This window comes from Kitasatospora sp. NPDC001175 (assembly GCF_053598215.1).
The window spans coordinates 313,963-329,506 of sequence record NZ_JBSFJU010000001.1; the positions used below are offsets into that span (position 1 = coordinate 313,963).

11 protein-coding genes are annotated in these 15,544 nt (G+C 72.7%); 3 read left to right on the forward strand and 8 right to left on the reverse strand.

Annotated features, from left to right (window positions below):
- From ACWDAK_RS01460 to ACWDAK_RS01470, 3 genes are read right to left on the reverse strand one after another with little or no spacing between them, the layout of a single operon-like run.
- Positions 1-1,116, reverse strand: coding sequence for an NADH-quinone oxidoreductase subunit C (locus ACWDAK_RS01460; protein WP_344634873.1), 1,116 nt, complete (start codon positions 1,114-1,116; stop codon positions 1-3).
- The gene (locus ACWDAK_RS01465; protein ID WP_344635094.1) at positions 1,113-1,694 is read right to left on the reverse strand and encodes an NADH-quinone oxidoreductase subunit B; all 582 of its coding nucleotides are present in this window, start codon (positions 1,692-1,694) and stop codon (positions 1,113-1,115) included. Before ACWDAK_RS01465 ends, ACWDAK_RS01460 begins: the two co-directional genes overlap by 4 nt.
- A gap of 59 nt (positions 1,695-1,753) precedes the next feature.
- Positions 1,754-2,161: an NADH-quinone oxidoreductase subunit A gene (locus ACWDAK_RS01470; protein WP_344634874.1), complete on the reverse strand. Its 408-nt coding sequence runs from the start codon at positions 2,159-2,161 to the stop codon at positions 1,754-1,756.
- A gap of 310 nt (positions 2,162-2,471) precedes the next feature.
- Here ACWDAK_RS01470 and ACWDAK_RS01475 point away from each other — a divergent pair, with 310 nt between their 5' ends.
- Positions 2,472-3,671, forward strand: coding sequence for a sensor histidine kinase (locus tag ACWDAK_RS01475; RefSeq protein ID WP_344634875.1), 1,200 nt, complete (start codon positions 2,472-2,474; stop codon positions 3,669-3,671).
- Between the two features lie 111 nt (positions 3,672-3,782).
- Here the strand turns inward: ACWDAK_RS01475 and ACWDAK_RS01480 are convergent, their stop codons facing one another.
- The 4 genes from ACWDAK_RS01480 to ACWDAK_RS01495 all read right to left on the reverse strand — a co-directional run bounded on the left by ACWDAK_RS01480 (position 3,783) and on the right by ACWDAK_RS01495 (position 11,025).
- Positions 3,783-4,916 carry a S1C family serine protease gene (locus ACWDAK_RS01480; RefSeq protein WP_344634876.1) on the reverse strand — a complete coding sequence of 378 codons (1,134 nt, stop codon included), beginning with the start codon at positions 4,914-4,916 and terminating at the stop codon, positions 3,783-3,785.
- 188 nt (positions 4,917-5,104) lie between these two features.
- A complete protein-coding gene (locus ACWDAK_RS01485; protein ID WP_344634877.1) occupies positions 5,105-6,247 on the reverse strand; it encodes a glycosyltransferase family 4 protein in 1,143 nt (380 codons plus the stop codon).
- Positions 6,244-9,150 carry a bifunctional glycosyltransferase/CDP-glycerol:glycerophosphate glycerophosphotransferase gene (locus tag ACWDAK_RS01490; protein WP_427392807.1) on the reverse strand — a complete coding sequence of 969 codons (2,907 nt, stop codon included), beginning with the start codon at positions 9,148-9,150 and terminating at the stop codon, positions 6,244-6,246. The genes ACWDAK_RS01485 and ACWDAK_RS01490 overlap by 4 nt, the downstream gene beginning before the upstream one ends.
- 252 nt (positions 9,151-9,402) lie before the next feature.
- Complete coding sequence (locus ACWDAK_RS01495) at positions 9,403-11,025, reverse strand: glycosyltransferase family 2 protein (RefSeq protein ID WP_344634879.1); 1,623 nt, start codon at positions 11,023-11,025, stop codon at positions 9,403-9,405.
- A 208-nt stretch (positions 11,026-11,233) separates the two neighbouring features.
- Here ACWDAK_RS01495 and galE point away from each other — a divergent pair, with 208 nt between their 5' ends.
- Complete coding sequence (galE, locus tag ACWDAK_RS01500; RefSeq protein ID WP_344634880.1) at positions 11,234-12,217, forward strand: UDP-glucose 4-epimerase GalE; 984 nt, start codon at positions 11,234-11,236, stop codon at positions 12,215-12,217.
- Positions 12,218-12,266: 49 nt separating this feature from the next.
- Here galE and ACWDAK_RS01505 read toward each other — a convergent pair whose 3' ends face one another.
- A complete protein-coding gene (locus tag ACWDAK_RS01505) occupies positions 12,267-14,549 on the reverse strand; it encodes an outer membrane protein assembly factor BamB family protein (protein ID WP_427392806.1) in 2,283 nt (760 codons plus the stop codon).
- A gap of 338 nt (positions 14,550-14,887) precedes the next feature.
- Between ACWDAK_RS01505 and ACWDAK_RS01510 the strand changes: the two genes are divergently transcribed.
- The gene (locus ACWDAK_RS01510) at positions 14,888-15,529 is read left to right on the forward strand and encodes a TetR family transcriptional regulator (RefSeq protein WP_344634882.1); all 642 of its coding nucleotides are present in this window, start codon (positions 14,888-14,890) and stop codon (positions 15,527-15,529) included.
- The last annotated feature ends 15 nt before the right edge of the window (positions 15,530-15,544 follow it).

Here is a 15,544-nt window from a genome sequence, read left to right on the forward strand (position 1 = left end):
TCACGTGCTGTCTCCGTTCTGGGCGGGCTTCCCGGTGGGGTTCTCGGCGGGCTGCTTGCCGGGGGTCTCGGCAGGGGCCTGGGCGGCGCTCTCGGCGGGCGCGCCCGCTTCGTCACCGGCGGGCGTCTCATCCCCGGCCTGCGACGCCTTCGGCGGAGCCTCCCCGGCGGGCTCGGGTCCGGTGGCGGGCACCGGGGAGTGCCAGGGCGCGTCCGAGGACTGGGTACGGGCCACAGCCGGTCGTGCGGGCGCCTCCTGCTTCGGTGCCGACGCACTCCCGGCGGCCTCGGCACTCTCGGCGCCGCCGGCCGCTTGGCTCACCGACCCCTCGCTCACGCTACGCGTCCGACGCACCCGAACCGGCGGCGCCGCGCTCTCGGCGGCCTCCGCACCCTCCGCCGCCTGGCTCACCGAACCCTCGCTGATGCTGCGGGTCCGCCGCGGCCGGTCGGCCCGCGCGGCGGGTCCGCCCTCTGCACCGGCTCCGGCCGCCGCCGCGCGCGGCCCACGGGCGGCGCGAGCCGGACGCTCGGCGGCAGGCGGCAGGGTGCCCTTGAGCGGGCCCCACTCGTTGGGGTCGGGCACACCGGCGGGCTGCATCTTGCGCCGGGCCGGACCACCGCCGTGGTCGCTCTCCCCCGGTTCCTTGGCGCCGGGCCAGTCCTTGGCGACCCGGGCCGCCAGCACGAACTCCTTGCGCAGCGGGTGGCCCTCGAAGCCGTCCGGTAGCAGCAGGGTGGCCAGGTGCGGGTGGCCCGTGAAGTCGATGCCGAACATCTCGTGGGTCTCCCGCTCGTGCCAGGCGGCACCGGCGTAGACCCCGACGGCGCTAGGCAGCGCGGCGGCGGCGCGCGGGATTCGGGTCCGCAGCACCAGGTGCCGTACCCCGGGCGCACCGGGCGCGGCGAGGTGGGCGGCCACCGAGAAGCCCTCGGACAGCTCGTCCACCGCGCTCAGCCAGTCGAAGAAGCCGAGCCCGAGCACGTCCCGGGCGCTGGTGAGCGCCTCGATCCAGTGCTCGGCCGGGACGTCCACGGTCAGCAGCTCGTACGCCTCGGCGGCGGTGGCCCACTCGCCGAACGCGGCCGCCACCTCTTCGGCGCTGCGCGGGATCACTGCTCGCCCCCCGGGGTCTGCGCGGGCGCGGGGACCAGCGGACGGCGCAGCGCGGAGGCGGGCGCCGCGTACCGTGCGGGCAGCGACTCGGCGGCGATCTTCTCCTGCAGCTTGAGGATGCCCTGGAGCAGCGCCTCGGGCCGCGGCGGGCAGCCGGGCACGTAGACGTCTACCGGGATGATCTGGTCCACGCCCTTGGTGACGGAGTACGAGTCCCAGTACGGGCCGCCCGAGTTGGAACAGGCACCGAAGGAGATCACGTACTTGGGCTCGGGCATCTGCTCGTACAGGCGCTTGACGGCCGGGGCCATCTTGTCGGTCACCGTGCCCGAAACGATCATCAAATCGGCCTGGCGCGGGCCCGGCGCGAACGGAATGACACCCATCCGGATGAAGTCGTGCTTGGCCATCGACGCCGCGATGAACTCGATCGCGCAGCAGGCGAGACCGAAGTTGAAGCACCAGAGGCTGTAGCGGCGCCCCCAGTTGAGCACCACCTTGACCGGGTCCGGGGCGAGCCGGGCCAGCGGGCCGAGCCGGCGTGGCTCGACCGCGCCCGGACGCGCCGGGTCGGGCATGCCGAGCACGATCGGCCCGTCGGCGGAGCCGTGCGAGTGGTTGTGCGTCACGTTGCGGGTCACGTCCATTCCAGAACGCCCTTCCTCCAGGCGTAGAGCAGCCCGATTGCGAGGAAACCGATGAAGACGAACATCTCCACCAGGGTCGTCATACCGAACCCAGCGGCGGCGAAGACCGTCGCCCAGGGGAAGAGGTAGATCGCATCGACTGCGAAGATCACGTACAGGAAGGCGTAGATGTAGTACCGGACCTGGGTGTGCGCCCAGTCCGCGCCGACCGGATCGACGCCGCACTCGTAGGTGAGCAGCTTCTCCGGCGAGTACACCACCGGCCGCAGCAGCCGGTTGGCGGTGAAGGACACCGTGACGAAGAGCACGCCGACGACGGCCAGCAGGCCCACCGCGGCATACGCGTCGAAGTAGCCGCCGCCCACGGCGGGGTCGGCAGCAGCCAGCGGCCCCTCCATACTTCTTCGCCTCCAGATCGGCCGCGGCCCCACCGTTCCCGGCGGGCTCTCCCGGCCTCATTTTTACGCGCACATAACCATCGCTACGGCGCGAGTCTAAGCGCAGCGGTGTACTCTCCCCACACCCTGCCCGACCTTCAAGACGTCCGGTGGACAAGTAGCGGGAGTACGCCTCCTCCCGGCCCGGCCGCGTCAGGCCTGCCCGGGGGTGGGGATAACCCCCTGCCTCGGACGCCGATCACCCCCATGGCCCAGGGCTGCGCCGACCCGGAATGCTGGAGCCCGACAGTCCACCGAGAGGGCCAAGACCATGAACGACGCACCGCCGGGCCGACGGCCGGCCGCTCCGCCGCTGTACGGGGCGACGATGTGGCGCCAGGTGCAGCACCTGCTGCTCAACCTACCGCTCGGCGTCGGTGCCTTCGTCTTCACCGTAGTGACGCTGGCCGCCGGCCTGGGGCTCTCGATCACCGTGATCGGAATGCCGCTGCTGGCCGGCGGGCTGGCCGGCTGCCGGGCGCTCGGCTCGCTGGCCCGCCGCCGGGCGCGGACCGGGCTCGGCCTCGACCTGCCCGATCCGGGGCCGGTGGTGGTCTCCCGGCCGGGCCGGGCGGGCTGGGTGATCGCCGTCCTGACCGACTGGCTGAACTGGCGCTGTGCACTCTACGCGTTCCTGCTGCTGCCCTGGGGCGTGCTCAGCTTCGCCCTGACCCTGGTCCTGCTGATCGTCGGCTGGCCGGTGCTGCCCTGGGCGATGCGCTTCCTCGGCACGGTGGACGGGATGCTGATCGGCAGCCTGCTCGCCCCCGGCGCGCTCACCGAGCGGGTGAAGGAGTTGGAGGAGGACCGGGGCGCGGTGGTCGACACCGCCGCCGCCGACCTGCGCCGGATCGAGCGGGACCTGCACGACGGCGCGCAGGCCCGGTTGGTCGCCCTCGCCATGGACCTGGGCCTGGCCAAGGAGAAGCTGGCCGACTCGGTCGAGGACTCGGATGCCGAGGGCGTCCAGGCCGCCGCGAAGATGGTGGGCGCCGCGCACGGCGAGGTGAAGCTGGCCCTCCAGGAGCTGCGCGACCTCGCCCGGGGGATCCACCCGGCCGTGCTGACCGACCGCGGCCTGGATGCCGCGCTCTCCGCGGTCGCCGCCCGCTGCACCGTCCCCGGCGGGGTCAGGGTGAACGTGGACCTGTCCCGACCGGACGGCACCGTGCAGCGGCCGGACTCGGCGGTGGAGGGGATCGCGTACTTCACGGTCAGCGAACTGCTGACCAACATCTCCAAGCACTCCGGCGCCCGCACCGCCTCGGTGGAGGCCTGGCGGGCCGGCGACCGGCTGATGGTGGTGGTCCAGGATGACGGCACGGGCGGTGCGGCCGCCTACCCGGGCAGCGGCCTGGCCGGTCTGGGCGAGCGGGTCGGCGCGGTGGACGGGGTCTTCGTGGTGGACAGCCCGCCGGGCGGACCGACCGAGGTCACGGTCGAACTCCCGTGGCGGACCAGGTCCCGCTGACCCGGTACGGACACGGCCGGGCCCGGCGGCCGCCACCCTTGCGCGGTGCGGCCGCCGGGCCCGGGGCCGTGGCGGGGGCTCGGCTCCCGACGGCCCTCGGGGCCGTCGGGCTCAGGACTCCAGGGTGCCGAGGGTGACGTCGGCGGTCTTGCGCTGGCCGTCCCGGACGAAGGTGACGGTGACCTTGCCGCCCGGCTGGAGCGAGGCCAGCGCGGTGGTCAGCGCGCCGAGCGAGTTGATGTCGGTGTCGCCCAGCTTGGTGATCACGTCGCCCACCTGCAGCCCCGCCGCGGCGGCCGGGCCGCCCTGGGTGGTGCTGACCACCACCGCGCCGGCCGGCTGGAATTTGGAGTTGAAGTACGTCCGGGCGGTGATGCCGAGGGCGGCCCGGCCCGAGTTGGTGACCTTGCCCTGCTTGATCAGCTGGTCGGCGATGTTGGTGACGGTGGCGGCCGGGATGGCGAAGCCGATCCCCTGGGCGGCGCCGCCGTTGGTCTCCTGGTCCACCGCGGCCAGGGTGTTGATCCCGATCACCTGGCTGTTCAGGTTGACCAGCGCGCCGCCGCTGTTGCCCGGGTTGATGGCGGCCGAGGTCTGCACCATGTTCCCGATGGTGGCTCCCGGGGCCCCCGGACTCCTCGGCTCGGTGACGGTCCGGCCGGTGGCCGAGACGATCCCCTGGGTGACGCTGGAGGAGAGCCCGAGCGGGCTGCCCATGGCCAGGGTGATCTGGCCGACCTCGACCTTGGTGCTGTCCCCGAAGGCGGCCGGCCTGAGGCCGTCCGGCGGGCTGGCCAGCCTGATCACCGCGAGATCGGACTCCGGGTAGCTGGCGACCAGGGTGGCGTCCAACGTCTTGGTGCTGTTGGCCAGGCTGACGGCGAAGGTCTGGGCGGCGCCGACCACATGGGCATTGGTGACGATGTTGCCCTTGGTGTCGTACACGATCCCGGAGCCCAGACCGTTCGGGGTGGTGATCTGCACCACCGAGGGCAGCACGTTGGAGATGACCCGCTGGTAGTCCTCCTGCAGCTGCAACCCGCCGTTGCCGGGGGGGATGGCGGAGCCCGAGGGGCTGGGCGAGGCGGTGGAGGTGGAGGCGGTCGAGGAGGACGAGGGGCCGCTGGTGCAGCCGCTCACCAGCAGGCCGGCCAGCGTGAGGGCGGCCCCGGGGAGCAGCAGCCTCGGACCGTTGGGCCGGGGGCCTGCCGGGATCGGGCGGGTGGGTTCCTTCTTGGGGTGCACCTTGAGCTGCCTCCGGTTCCGGACACGGTGAGACCTCGGCAAACAGCCGACACTTTGTCAGGATTCCACCGGTATGTCCGTTTACCTGTGCGACGCGCCAACACCCCGGCGCCGATGGGAGCGGGGAGGGACCCCCCGGGGGTGCGGGGAAGCGGCCCTGCCGCACGGCTCCCCGCACCCGGGCGGCCCTATGCGTCCAGGAGGTCGAAGAGCTGCTCCCAGCGCGCCGTCACCTGCTCCGGCGAGTAGCGGACGATCGCCTCGCGCGCCTTCTTCGCCATGGTGTCGCGCAGCTCCCGGTCGTCCATCAGACGACCGAGCTGCCTGGCCAGGGCGGTGGTGTTGCCGGTCGGCGCGAGCAGGCCGTCCTCGCCGTCCCGGATGATCTCGCGGACGCCCGGCGCGCAGTCGAACGACACGCACGGCACGCCGCAGGCCATCGCCTCCATCAGCGAGATCGGGAAGCCCTCGCCGCGCGAGGACATGGCGAACACCGCGGCCCCGGCCAGCGCGCCCGGCACGTCGTCGGTCCGTCCGGGGAGCTCCACCGAGCCGTCCAGGCCGAGCTCGGTGCACCGGGCCCGCAGCGCCTCCTCCTCCTCGCCCAGGCCGTAGATCTTCAACTGCCAGCCGGGCCGCCGCTCGACCGCCAGGGCCCAGGCCTCCAGCAGCAGGTCGTAGCCCTTCTCCTGAGCCAGTCGCCCGATGCTGACCACGGTCTTCGTGGCCGGCTGCACCGTCTCGGGCAGCGGGAAGGGCAGCGGGTTGGGGATGCCGCAGGTGCTGTTCATGCCGTCGCGGATCCAGGCGTCGGCGTCCTCCTCGGTGAGCGCCACCAGCCGGTCCACGTCCGCGTAGTAGCGCTTGACCCGGCCGTACCGGGAGGTGGCCCGGCAGGTCTCGTACGACTCATGGGTCATGCCGATCACCAGCAGGCCCTTGAGGTCGGCCTGCGCCACCCACTCCATCGCCCAGACCTGGGTGACGATCACCACCGCACCCGGGCCCGCGTCCTGGAACATCCGGCTCATCCGGGCGGCCGCCTCGCGCACCCCGGCCACCCGCTTCGCCTCCCGGCGGCGGGCCCCGACGTCCAGCTGCTGCCAGGGGTAGCGCGGGGTCCAGGCGGACGCCGGGCGCTCCTGGTACAGGGTGGTCATGCCGTACGACAGGTCGTCACCGAAGTCCTTGTGCAGGACGGCGGGCGCGATGCCGACCAGCTGCACCCGGTGACCCCTGGCGCTGAGCAGCTCGGCCATCCGGTGCGACCAGCTGGAGACGCCGCCCAGCTCGTCCACGCTGTTGCTGACGATGAAGATGTCGCGGCTCATCGACCGGCCTCCTGCTCAGTCCCGTCGGCTGCGCCGAACATCAGATCGGCGATCCTCGCCGCCGCGTCGCCCCGGTCGTACTCGCCGTACTCGGCCACGAACCGCTGCCTGGCCTCGGTGTACTCCTTGCCGACCAGGTCCAGGTCGCCGAGCGCCTCGTAGAGCTCCCCGGCGTCGCGCAACACCGGGCCGGGCGCCTCCCCCAGCAGGTCGAAGTACGTGCCGCGGAGGTCGTCGGCGTACTCCTCCCAGTCGTAGGCGAAGAACAGCATCGGCCGGTCCAGCAGCGCGTAGTCGAACATCAGCGAGGAGTAGTCGGTGATCAGCGCGTCCGCCATCAGGTAGAGCGGGGTGACCTCCTGGATGTCGGAGACGTCGATCACCTTGCCGGCCACCGAGGGCGGCAGCACCACCCGGTTGAGGTAGTGGCAGCGCACCAGCAGGGTCATCCGGTCGCCGAAGCGCTCGACGAACTCCTCCACGTCAAAGGGGAGTTCGAAGGTCCGCACCCGCCCGGAGGCGTCCGCTCGGAAGGTCGGCGCGTACAGCACCACCGGCTTGGTCAGGTCGATCCCGAGCTCGCCGGCCAGCTGACGGTCCTTGGCCGCACCCTCGTCGCGCAGGACGTCGTTGCGCGGGTAGCCGGCCCGCAGCAGCCGGTCCTCGCCGATCCGGTACGCGGGCGCCAGGGTCCGCACGTCGTGCTCGGAGCGGACCACGAAGTGGTCGAAGCGGTTCAGCCCTGCCAGGTACAGGGCCTGCTGCTCGGGGGTCTGCCGCTTGAGCGAGGCCAGGTCGAAGCCCATCTTCTTGAGCGCCGAGCCGTGCCAGGTCTGGATGTAGGTGGTCTCGGGCCGCTTGCGCAGCCGGTACGGGAAGCCCTGGTTGTCCACCCAGAACTCGGCCTGGGCGAGCGCCCGCAGGTACTGCCAGGACCAGCGCTTGACCAGCGTGGCACCCGACGGGAAGCCCGCCGCACTGCCCGCGTACGACCAGACGGCCTTCATCGGCGCGCCGCGCCGCAGCAGCTCTTCGTAGATCGCCCGCGGGTTGTCGCTGTACTGCTTGCCCTGGTGGCTCTCGAACACCACCTGGCCCTTGACCACCGGCAGCCGGTGCAGCAGCTGGTGGTAGACCTTCAGCTTGGTGTCGCCGTTGTTCAGCTGCCGCTTGAGCCTGAGCGCACCGCGCAGGGTGCGCCGGGCGCGGTCCATCGCGGTGTTGGCGACCGGACCCGCCTCGCCGCGCACGGCGCGCTCGATCAGGTCGGTGCCGCGGCGGGCCAGGCCGCCCTCGGCGGCCAGCTCGAAGGCCAGGTGGCCGCGGACCGAGCGGTGCGGCTCCATGCGGTCGCCGGTCAGGCGGGTGAGCCGGGGCCGGACCGCCGGGGTGGGCGGCGCCGCCAGGTCCAGGTCCCCGACGGTGAGCCGGGTGGTGGTGCGCTCGCCGTTCACCGTGAACACGCAGCGGACGTCCCAGACGTCGTCCAGCACACCGAGCGGCCGCAGTGCCTTGGTCAGGTCGGCGGTCGCGGACCAGACGATGCCGTCGGCGTCGTGCCGGACCTCGCGGACCGGGAAGGCGAACTTGGACTTGATCGTCTTGCGGCGGGCGGTGAACTCCAGCTTGGCGGAGATCTTCGCGTCGGCCGCGATCCGGCCGAGCGGGTTGACGACCCGGCCGGCCAGCTCGACGCCGCCCGGGCCGACGGCGTAGCGGGTGAGCTGGTTGCGCAGGAAGAGCTGGCCGAGCGCCTTGGAGTGGTAGCCGTGGGCGGTGACCTCCAGCACCCGGCGGCCCTCGGGGTCGTCCAGGTGCTCGCCGCACCAGAAGATCCGCCCGTCCCGCTCCACCAGCGGGCTGGAGAGCTTGTCCCGGTTGAGCAGGGTGTCGATGGCCGGGAGCAGGTTCTCCCAGTCGTCCCGGGTGAGCAGGTAGGCGCAGATCCGCTGGATGAAGGGGCTCTCCGCGACCGCCTCCGGGTCCAGACCGGCCAGGTAGCCGCGGGCGTGCCCGGCGAACTCCTGGCGGAAGTCCTCCGGCAGGAACGGCAGGTCACGCAGGTGCAGCACCAGGTCGTGCTTGAGGAACTTCAGGTCCTTGCGGTACTTGAGCTCGGCCATGTCGCGGTCGGCGAGCATCACGTCGATCCGGCGGTGGATCTCCAGCCGGTCGGTGAAGTTGCGGATCTCGTGGCGCCGGTTGGAGAGCGAGGCACCGCCCTTGTCCTTGGCCTGCGGCCACTGGTCCCAGTAGTAGACCCGGTTGGGGATCAGGGTGATCCGCTCGGCGGCCAGGTACGCCTGCGCCGAGAAGAGCAGGTCCTCGTAGAGGATGCCGAGCGGGAACTGAAGCCCGGTGCGGGTCAGGAAGCTCCGCCGGTAGGCCTTGTTGGTCGAGAGGGTGTCCCAGACCAGCAGGTCGGGCAGCTCGGACACGGAGTCCAGGGTCCGGGTGCGCGAGTAGATCCAGGGGTACCAGCGGTCGGTCTTGCCGTTCCGGTTGCCCACGAAGCGGCGCACGCTCAGGCCCGAGACCAGCTCCGCACCGGTCCGCTCCCCCGCCTCGTAGAGGTTGCGGCAGGCGTGGTCGTCCAGCTCGTCGTCGCTGTCCAGGAACATCACGTACTCGCCCCGGACCTCGGTCATGCCGAGGTTGCGCGGGCCGCCGCAGCCGCCGCTGTTCTCCGGCAGGCGCAGCGCCCGGACCTGCCCGGGGTACTCGGCCGCGAGCCGCTGGGCGACCGAGAAGCTGTCGTCGGTGGAGCAGTCGTCCACGATCAGTGCCTCGACACCGCGCAGCGACTGGCGCAGTACGGAGGCGACCGCCCGCGGCAGCCGGTCCGCGTCGTTGTAGACGATCACGATGACGCTGACCAGCGGCTTCGCCTGGCTGGAGGGCATGGAGCGAGGGTCCTTGTCGTCGGTGAGCTCAGCTCCCGGCAGCGCCGGGACCTCGGGCGTTTGTCGCCCCGGCGGCGGACCACCGGGCGATGTCCGCTTGGCAGGACATAGCGGATCGCGGTAACGGAATCCCATAAATTCTGCCATCCGCCGGACCCACCCCCGGCCACCGGTCACCGGCTGCCCGGCCCGGCCCGGACGGCGGCGGGCCCGGACACGAGCGCGCTCCCGCAGGTCTCGGACCGACCCGTCTCAGCCCCGACGGGCCAGCGCCCGGCGCAGCCGGCTGCGGACGACCTCCCAGCCGCCGCGGACGCCGTCGGCGACCCGCAGGCCCAGCTCGCCGTTCCCGGTCTCGTACACCTGCACCAGGGCGATCCTCAGCGGCGGGCGGAAGACCACGTGCCGCTTGGCCGGCGTCGCCGAACGGACCGCGGTGATGGCGCCGCTGCCGTCGGCGTAGCGCACCTTGACCCGCATCGCCCAGGCGGTCATCTCGCCGACGTCCCGCAGCTCGAAGGCGTCCACCGAGGTGGTGGCGATCCAGCCGTCCTCGGGGTGCTCGGTCAGCTGCAGCGGGTGGCGCAGGGTCAGCGGCGGCCCGACCCGGGTGCGCAGCTCCAGGGTGGCGCCGACCGGCTCGGCGGCGGAGACCAGCCCGTACGCGTCGTGCACCCGCAACCGTACGGCGCACGAGGAGGCGAGCCTGACGACGCCGTCCACGGCCAGCGGGAGCTGGGCCGGTGGCAGCTCGGTGAGGCCGGTCAGCGGCACTCCGGCGGCCAGCTCCGGACGGCCCTCTGCGTCGACCGGGTACGGCGGGGCGAGCCTGGGCGGGTTGGCGGCGAGCTCACCCATCCGGCGCAGCTCGGCGCCGGTCACCGGCTCGGGACGGGCCAGCAGCAGTTCGGCGACCCAACGGCCCGCCGGGGTGGCGGCGGCCAGCGCGGCGGGCTCGAAGGAGCTCAGGTGGGCCCGGGCGATCTGCCACCACTCGGCCCGGTAGGAGGGGGGCTTGTGGCGGAGCTCACGGACGTACATCCGCAGGTCGTGGTCGACGAACTTGGTCCGGGCCGCCCGGGCCAGTTCGGGCTGGTCGGAGTCGAGCAGGATCCGGACCACCTCGGTGTGCGCGTCCACCCGGTCCTGCCAGTTGCGGACCTCGTCCCGGCGGAGCGAGATCGACTGCCGCCCGGCGGCCCGGCGGACGTGCCAGAGGTACACGGTGTCGGGGATCGCGACCAGCCTCGGCCGGGCGGCGTAGAGCAGGGCGGTGAAGACGAAGTCCTCGTAGTGCACCGCGCCCTCGGCGAAGCGCACCTGGTGGCGGTCGAGGAAGTCGCGCTCGTAGAGCTTGTTGACGCAGAGCGTGTCACGCAGGAACTCGGGCCGGCCGCCGATGCCGTCGTAGCGCTCGGGCGGGGCGCCGTCGGCCGGGAACAGGTCGCGCTGCCAGGGCGAGTCGGTGCCCGCGGGCAACTCGCGGCGGACGCAGACGCCGGCGACCACCTCGGCCTGCTCGGCGACGGCGGTGTCCAGCAGGGTGCGGGCGGCGTCGGGGGGCAGCACGTCGTCGCTGTCCAGCAGCATCACGTACCGCTCGCGCGCGGCGTTCAGGCCCTGGTTGCGCGGGGTGCCGCAGCCGCCGCTGTTCTCGGTCCTGGTGATCACCCGCACCCGGCCGTCCGCGGCCGCCAGCCGGGCCAGCCGTTCCGGAGTGGCGTCGGTGGAGGCGTCGTCGACCACGACGACCTCGCCGACCGCGTCACCCTGGGAGAGCGCGGACCGCACGGCGGTGGCGATCCGCTCGGCGTCGTTGAAGACGATCACCACAACGCTGACCCGAGGAGGTTCGCCGAAATTGCTACTGGCCATTCGGGCCCCTACCCCCTCCATCACAGCCATTATCCGCGTCACTCAGGGGAAGGGACGGGCCGCCCGGTGATCCCAGTAATCGCTTGCGATCGTACCGGACCGTCCATGTCAGCCGTCCGATTCCCCCGAGGTGCCCGACGCGCCAGGCCCGCCGCCCGGTTCGCTCGTGGCCGGTCCAGCCGCCGCCACCTGGCATAGGATTCCCGCCATGACATGGTTGATCACCGGCGGAGCCGGCTACATCGGCGGACATGTGGTGCACCAACTGGTCGCAGCCGGCGAGCGGGTCGTGGTTCTGGACGACCTGAGCAGCGGCTCCCGTGACCGGCTGCCCGAAGGCGTGCCCCTGGTGACCGGCTCGGTCCTGGACCGGGCGGTCCTCGACGAGGCGCTCCGCGCCCACCAGGTCACCGGGGTGCTGCACATCGCCGCGAAGAAGCAGGTCGGCGAGTCGGTGGCCGAGCCGCTGCACTACTACCACGAGAACGTGGAGGGCCTGCGCACCGTCCTGGCCGCCGCGGTCGCCGCCGGTGTGAAGAAGGTGCTGTTCTCCTCCTCCGCCGCCGTGTACGGCATGCCGGACGTGGACCTGGTCACCGAGGACACGCCCTGCGCCCCGATCAACCCGTACGGCGAGACCAAGCTGGTCGGCGAGTGGCTGCTGAACGCCTCCGCCCAGGCGTACGGCCTCTCCACGGTGTCGCTGCGCTACTTCAACGTCGCGGGCGCGGCCTCGCCGGTGCTGGCCGACGACGGGGTCACCAACCTGGTCCCGATGGTCTTCCAGCGGCTCACGGACGGGCTGCCGCCGCTGATCTTCGGTGCCGACTACCCGACTCCGGACGGCACCTGCATCCGCGACTTCATCCACGTCTCGGACATCGCCTCCGCCCACGTCGCGGCCGTGAAGCGGCTCGACGCGGCCGACGGGCCGGTCTCGCTGACCCTCAACATCGGGCGCGGCGAGGGTGTGTCGGTCAGCGAGATGCTCGCCGTGATCGCCCGCGTCACCGGGCGGGACATCGCCCCCGAGGTCACCCCGCGCCGTCCGGGTGACCCGGCCCGGGTGGTCGCCGCCGCCGACCTGATCCGCAAGGAGCTCGGCTGGAGCGCCGAGCACGACGTCGAGGCCATGGTCGCCTCCGCCTGGGAGGGCTGGCTCACCCGCCACCCGGAGGCCCGCCGGGGCTGAGCCCGGCAACCGCCCGGCCCGGGCGCGGGACCCCCGCGCCCCGGCCGGCTCACCCCTGCGGGACGGCGGTGCCGTAGAAGGCGTCGAGGGCGTAGACGCAGCGGTCCTTGCTGCCGACGAAGACCCTGCCGCCGACGGCCACCGGGGAGCCGGTCAGTTCGCCCTTGGTGCCCAGCTGCCAGCGCAGGCGTCCGGAGGCCAGGTCCAGGGTGTGCAGCGAGTGGTCCCGGCTGCCGAGGTGGACCAGGCCGTCCGCCGCGGCCGGGGAGCCGACGATCTCGCCCCTGGCGGTGTAGCGCCAGCGCTCCCGCCCGGAGGCGGTGTCGAAGGCGTGCAGCGTGTTCCCGGCCCCGACCAGGGCGGTGCCGTCGGCGACCACCACCGGCTCGGCCCCCTGCCGGCTGCCGGTCCGGCCGCGCCAGCGCTCCAGCCCGGTGGCGGCGTCCAGCGCGTACACGGTGCCCAGGTAGTCGGCGACGTACACCGAGCCGCCGTCCAGCGCGGGCGGGGTGAAGAGCACCACGGCCGCGTCGAACCGCCAGTGCTCGCGGCCGCTGGCGGCGTCCAGCGCGTGCACCCGGTGCCCGGCCGTGACGAACAGCACCCCGCCGCGCTCCACCGGCCTGGACGGCACGTCCTCGCCGACCGGCACCGACCAGCGCTCCCCGCCGCCGCGCGGGTCGGCGCAGTGCAGTCGCCCGCCACCGTGGTAGTACACGGCACCGGCCACCAGTGCGGGGCCGGACTGCGGGCTCTCGTAGTCCTGCTGGGCGTCGTCGGCGCGCCACAGCTCGGCGCCGGTGGCCGCCGAGCGCAGCTGCACCCCGCCGCCCCTGATGCCGCAGCAGAGCACCCCGTCGGCGGCGTCCAGCGAGTAGACCCAGCCGTCCAGCGCGTGGCGCCAGCGCTCGGTGCCGTCGGCGACGTCCACGGTGTACAGGTGGGGGCCGTCGGCGGCGTGGACCCGGCCCGAGTCCACGGTGAGCGCCCAGGCCACGTCACGGGTCTTGTAGCGGCGCTGCCCGGAGCCGATGTCCAGGGCGTGCACCTCGAAGCTGGAGACGAACAGGGTGCCGTCGGCGACCAGCGGGGTGCCCCAGACGTCGTTGGACATCCGGAACCGCCAGGGCCGCCAGCGGGCGGCCTGCGGCGGGACGGCGCGGCGCACCCAGTCCGTACCGGCCGCCGCCCCCTCGGCCGGAGGCGTCAGGTCGGCCCGCGGGCCCGGCCCTATCCGTACGGCCGCGCCGGAGAGCTGCACCTCGGCCGAGCCCTGGCCGACCGGCGTGCGGCGGCGGGCGGCCAGCTTCTCGGTGGCCAGCTCCTCGTCGAGGACGCCGCTGCGGGCGGGCGGCACCACGGGCGCGGCGGGAGGGGCGGCCGGCGGCGCGGCCGGCCGCGGCGGCACCACAGGGGCCGGCGGCGGGGTCGGTGCGGCCGGGCGGCGGCCGCGCTTGTGTTCGATCAGGGCGATGGCGCTGGCCGGCAGCCAGTCCCCCGCCTCGCCGGAGGCGTCGTCCCGGGAGAACAGGTGCGGAGCCAGCTCGGACTGGATCTGAGCGGGCGTCGGCCGGTGCTCGGGCGCGGGCCGCATGCAGGCCCGGACCAGATCCATCAGCTCGACCGGCAACCCGGAGAGGTCCGGCTGGTCGCGCAGCAGCTGAAACACCGTCTCGACGGGGTTGCCGCCCCGGTAGGGCGGGTGGCCGGTGGCGCAGAAGACCAGCAGCGATCCGAGCGAGAAGACGTCGCTGGCACCGGTCACGCTGCGGCTGTCCCTGGCCTGCTCGGGAGACATGTAGGCGGGGGTGCCGACGGCCACGTTGGTCATGGTGAGCCGGGCGCTGGAGACCCCGGCGGCGATCCCGAAGTCGATCACGCGCGGGCCGTCCTCGACCACCAGCACGTTGGACGGCTTGAGGTCGCGGTGCACCAGGCCGGCGGTGTGGATCGACTGCAGCGCCTCGGCGATCCCGGCGATCAGCCAGCGGACGGCGTCCACCGGCAGCGGCCCGCACTCGGTGACCAGGTCCTCCAGCGAGGGCGCGGGCACGTACGCGGTGGCCAGCCACGGCACCGGAGCGTCCGCGTCCGCGTCCACCACGGCCGCCGTGTAGAAGCCGCCGACCGTCTTGGCGGCGGCGATCTCGCGGGCGAAGCGGACCCGGAACAGCTCGTCCTCGGCCAGTTCGCCCCGGACGGTCTTGATGGCCACCCGCCGCCCGGACGCCGACCGCGCCAGGTAGACCAGGCCCATTCCGCCCGCACCGAGCCGCCCCAGCACCTCGAAGGGCCCGATCCGCCTCGGATCGTGCGCCGTCAGCTGGTCCACTCCGCTGCCTCCTCCCCGTCTGCGGCGACCCTGGCCGGGCCGCCGCCCCGATTCTCCAATGCCCGCGCCGCCGGATCCAATCTCCCCCGCCAGGGACACGCCCGGGCCACCGTGACCCGGCCACCGCCCGGAGCCCACGCTGACGATCACTCTGCGCAACCCGATCACCCCTCAGCCAACCTTCCGTCACGCTGTGGGGTCATCAGCACACGGGGGGGCTTCGGATGCGCTCGGAATATCACTCCGAGCGCCCTGATGAACGCCGCGAACCACCCCCGGGCGGAGTAATAGTCGCATCACCGAATCGCGACAAGATCGTGCCACGGTAAGCTGACGGCATGACAGGACAAGTTCGCACCGTCGACGGTCGCGTCGCCGGGCGACGTGGACAGGAGACGCGGCAGAAGCTGCTCGACTGCCTCCGCGAGATGCTCAGCACGTCGCCTTACCGGGACGTCAAGGTCATCGACGTCGCCCGTATGGCGGGTACCTCCCCCGCGACCTTCTACCAGTACTTCCCGGATGTCGAGGGCGCAGTCCTCGAGATCGCCGAGGAAATGGCCGAGGACAGCGCCGGGCTCAAAGAGCTCGTCGACGTAAAGTCCTGGGCGGGAAAGCCCGGTTACACCGCTTCGGAAGAACTGGTGGACGGATTCCTCGCCTTCTGGCGCAAGAACGACGCCATTCTCCGAGTCGTTACTCTCGGTGCAGCCGAGGGGGACAAGCGGTTCTTCAAGATCCGCATGAAGGTCCTCAACTCGGTGGCGTCGGCCCTGACCGAGGCCGTGAAGGTGAACCAGGCCAAGACCGACAAAACGGTCGATCCGGCAGCCATCGCCGGCGCCCTGGTCTCGCTGCTTGCCTCGGCAGCGGAGCATTCCAAGGCATTCACCTCTTGGGGCGTCAAGGTCAAGGACCTCAAGCCGAATCTGGCTCTGCAGGTCTACCTGGGCGTCACCGGTAAGAAGCCGCCCAAGTAGTAACAAGCATCTGTC

Bases quoted from the DNA above. Each gene is read 5' to 3' on its own strand.
- ACWDAK_RS01465 (WP_344635094.1), bottom strand. From the start codon at position 1,694: ATGCCCGACCCGGCGCGTCCGGGCGCGGTCGAGCCACGCCGGCTCGGC.
- ACWDAK_RS01470 (WP_344634874.1), bottom strand. From the start codon at position 2,161: ATGGAGGGGCCGCTGGCTGCTGCCGACCCCGCCGTGGGCGGCGGCTAC.
- ACWDAK_RS01475 (WP_344634875.1), top strand. From the start codon at position 2,472: ATGAACGACGCACCGCCGGGCCGACGGCCGGCCGCTCCGCCGCTGTAC.
- ACWDAK_RS01485 (WP_344634877.1), bottom strand. From the start codon at position 6,247: ATGAGCCGCGACATCTTCATCGTCAGCAACAGCGTGGACGAGCTGGGC.
- ACWDAK_RS01490 (WP_427392807.1), bottom strand. From the start codon at position 9,150: ATGCCCTCCAGCCAGGCGAAGCCGCTGGTCAGCGTCATCGTGATCGTC.
- ACWDAK_RS01495 (WP_344634879.1), bottom strand. From the start codon at position 11,025: ATGGCCAGTAGCAATTTCGGCGAACCTCCTCGGGTCAGCGTTGTGGTG.
- galE (WP_344634880.1), top strand. From the start codon at position 11,234: ATGACATGGTTGATCACCGGCGGAGCCGGCTACATCGGCGGACATGTG.
- ACWDAK_RS01510 (WP_344634882.1), top strand. From the start codon at position 14,888: ATGACAGGACAAGTTCGCACCGTCGACGGTCGCGTCGCCGGGCGACGT.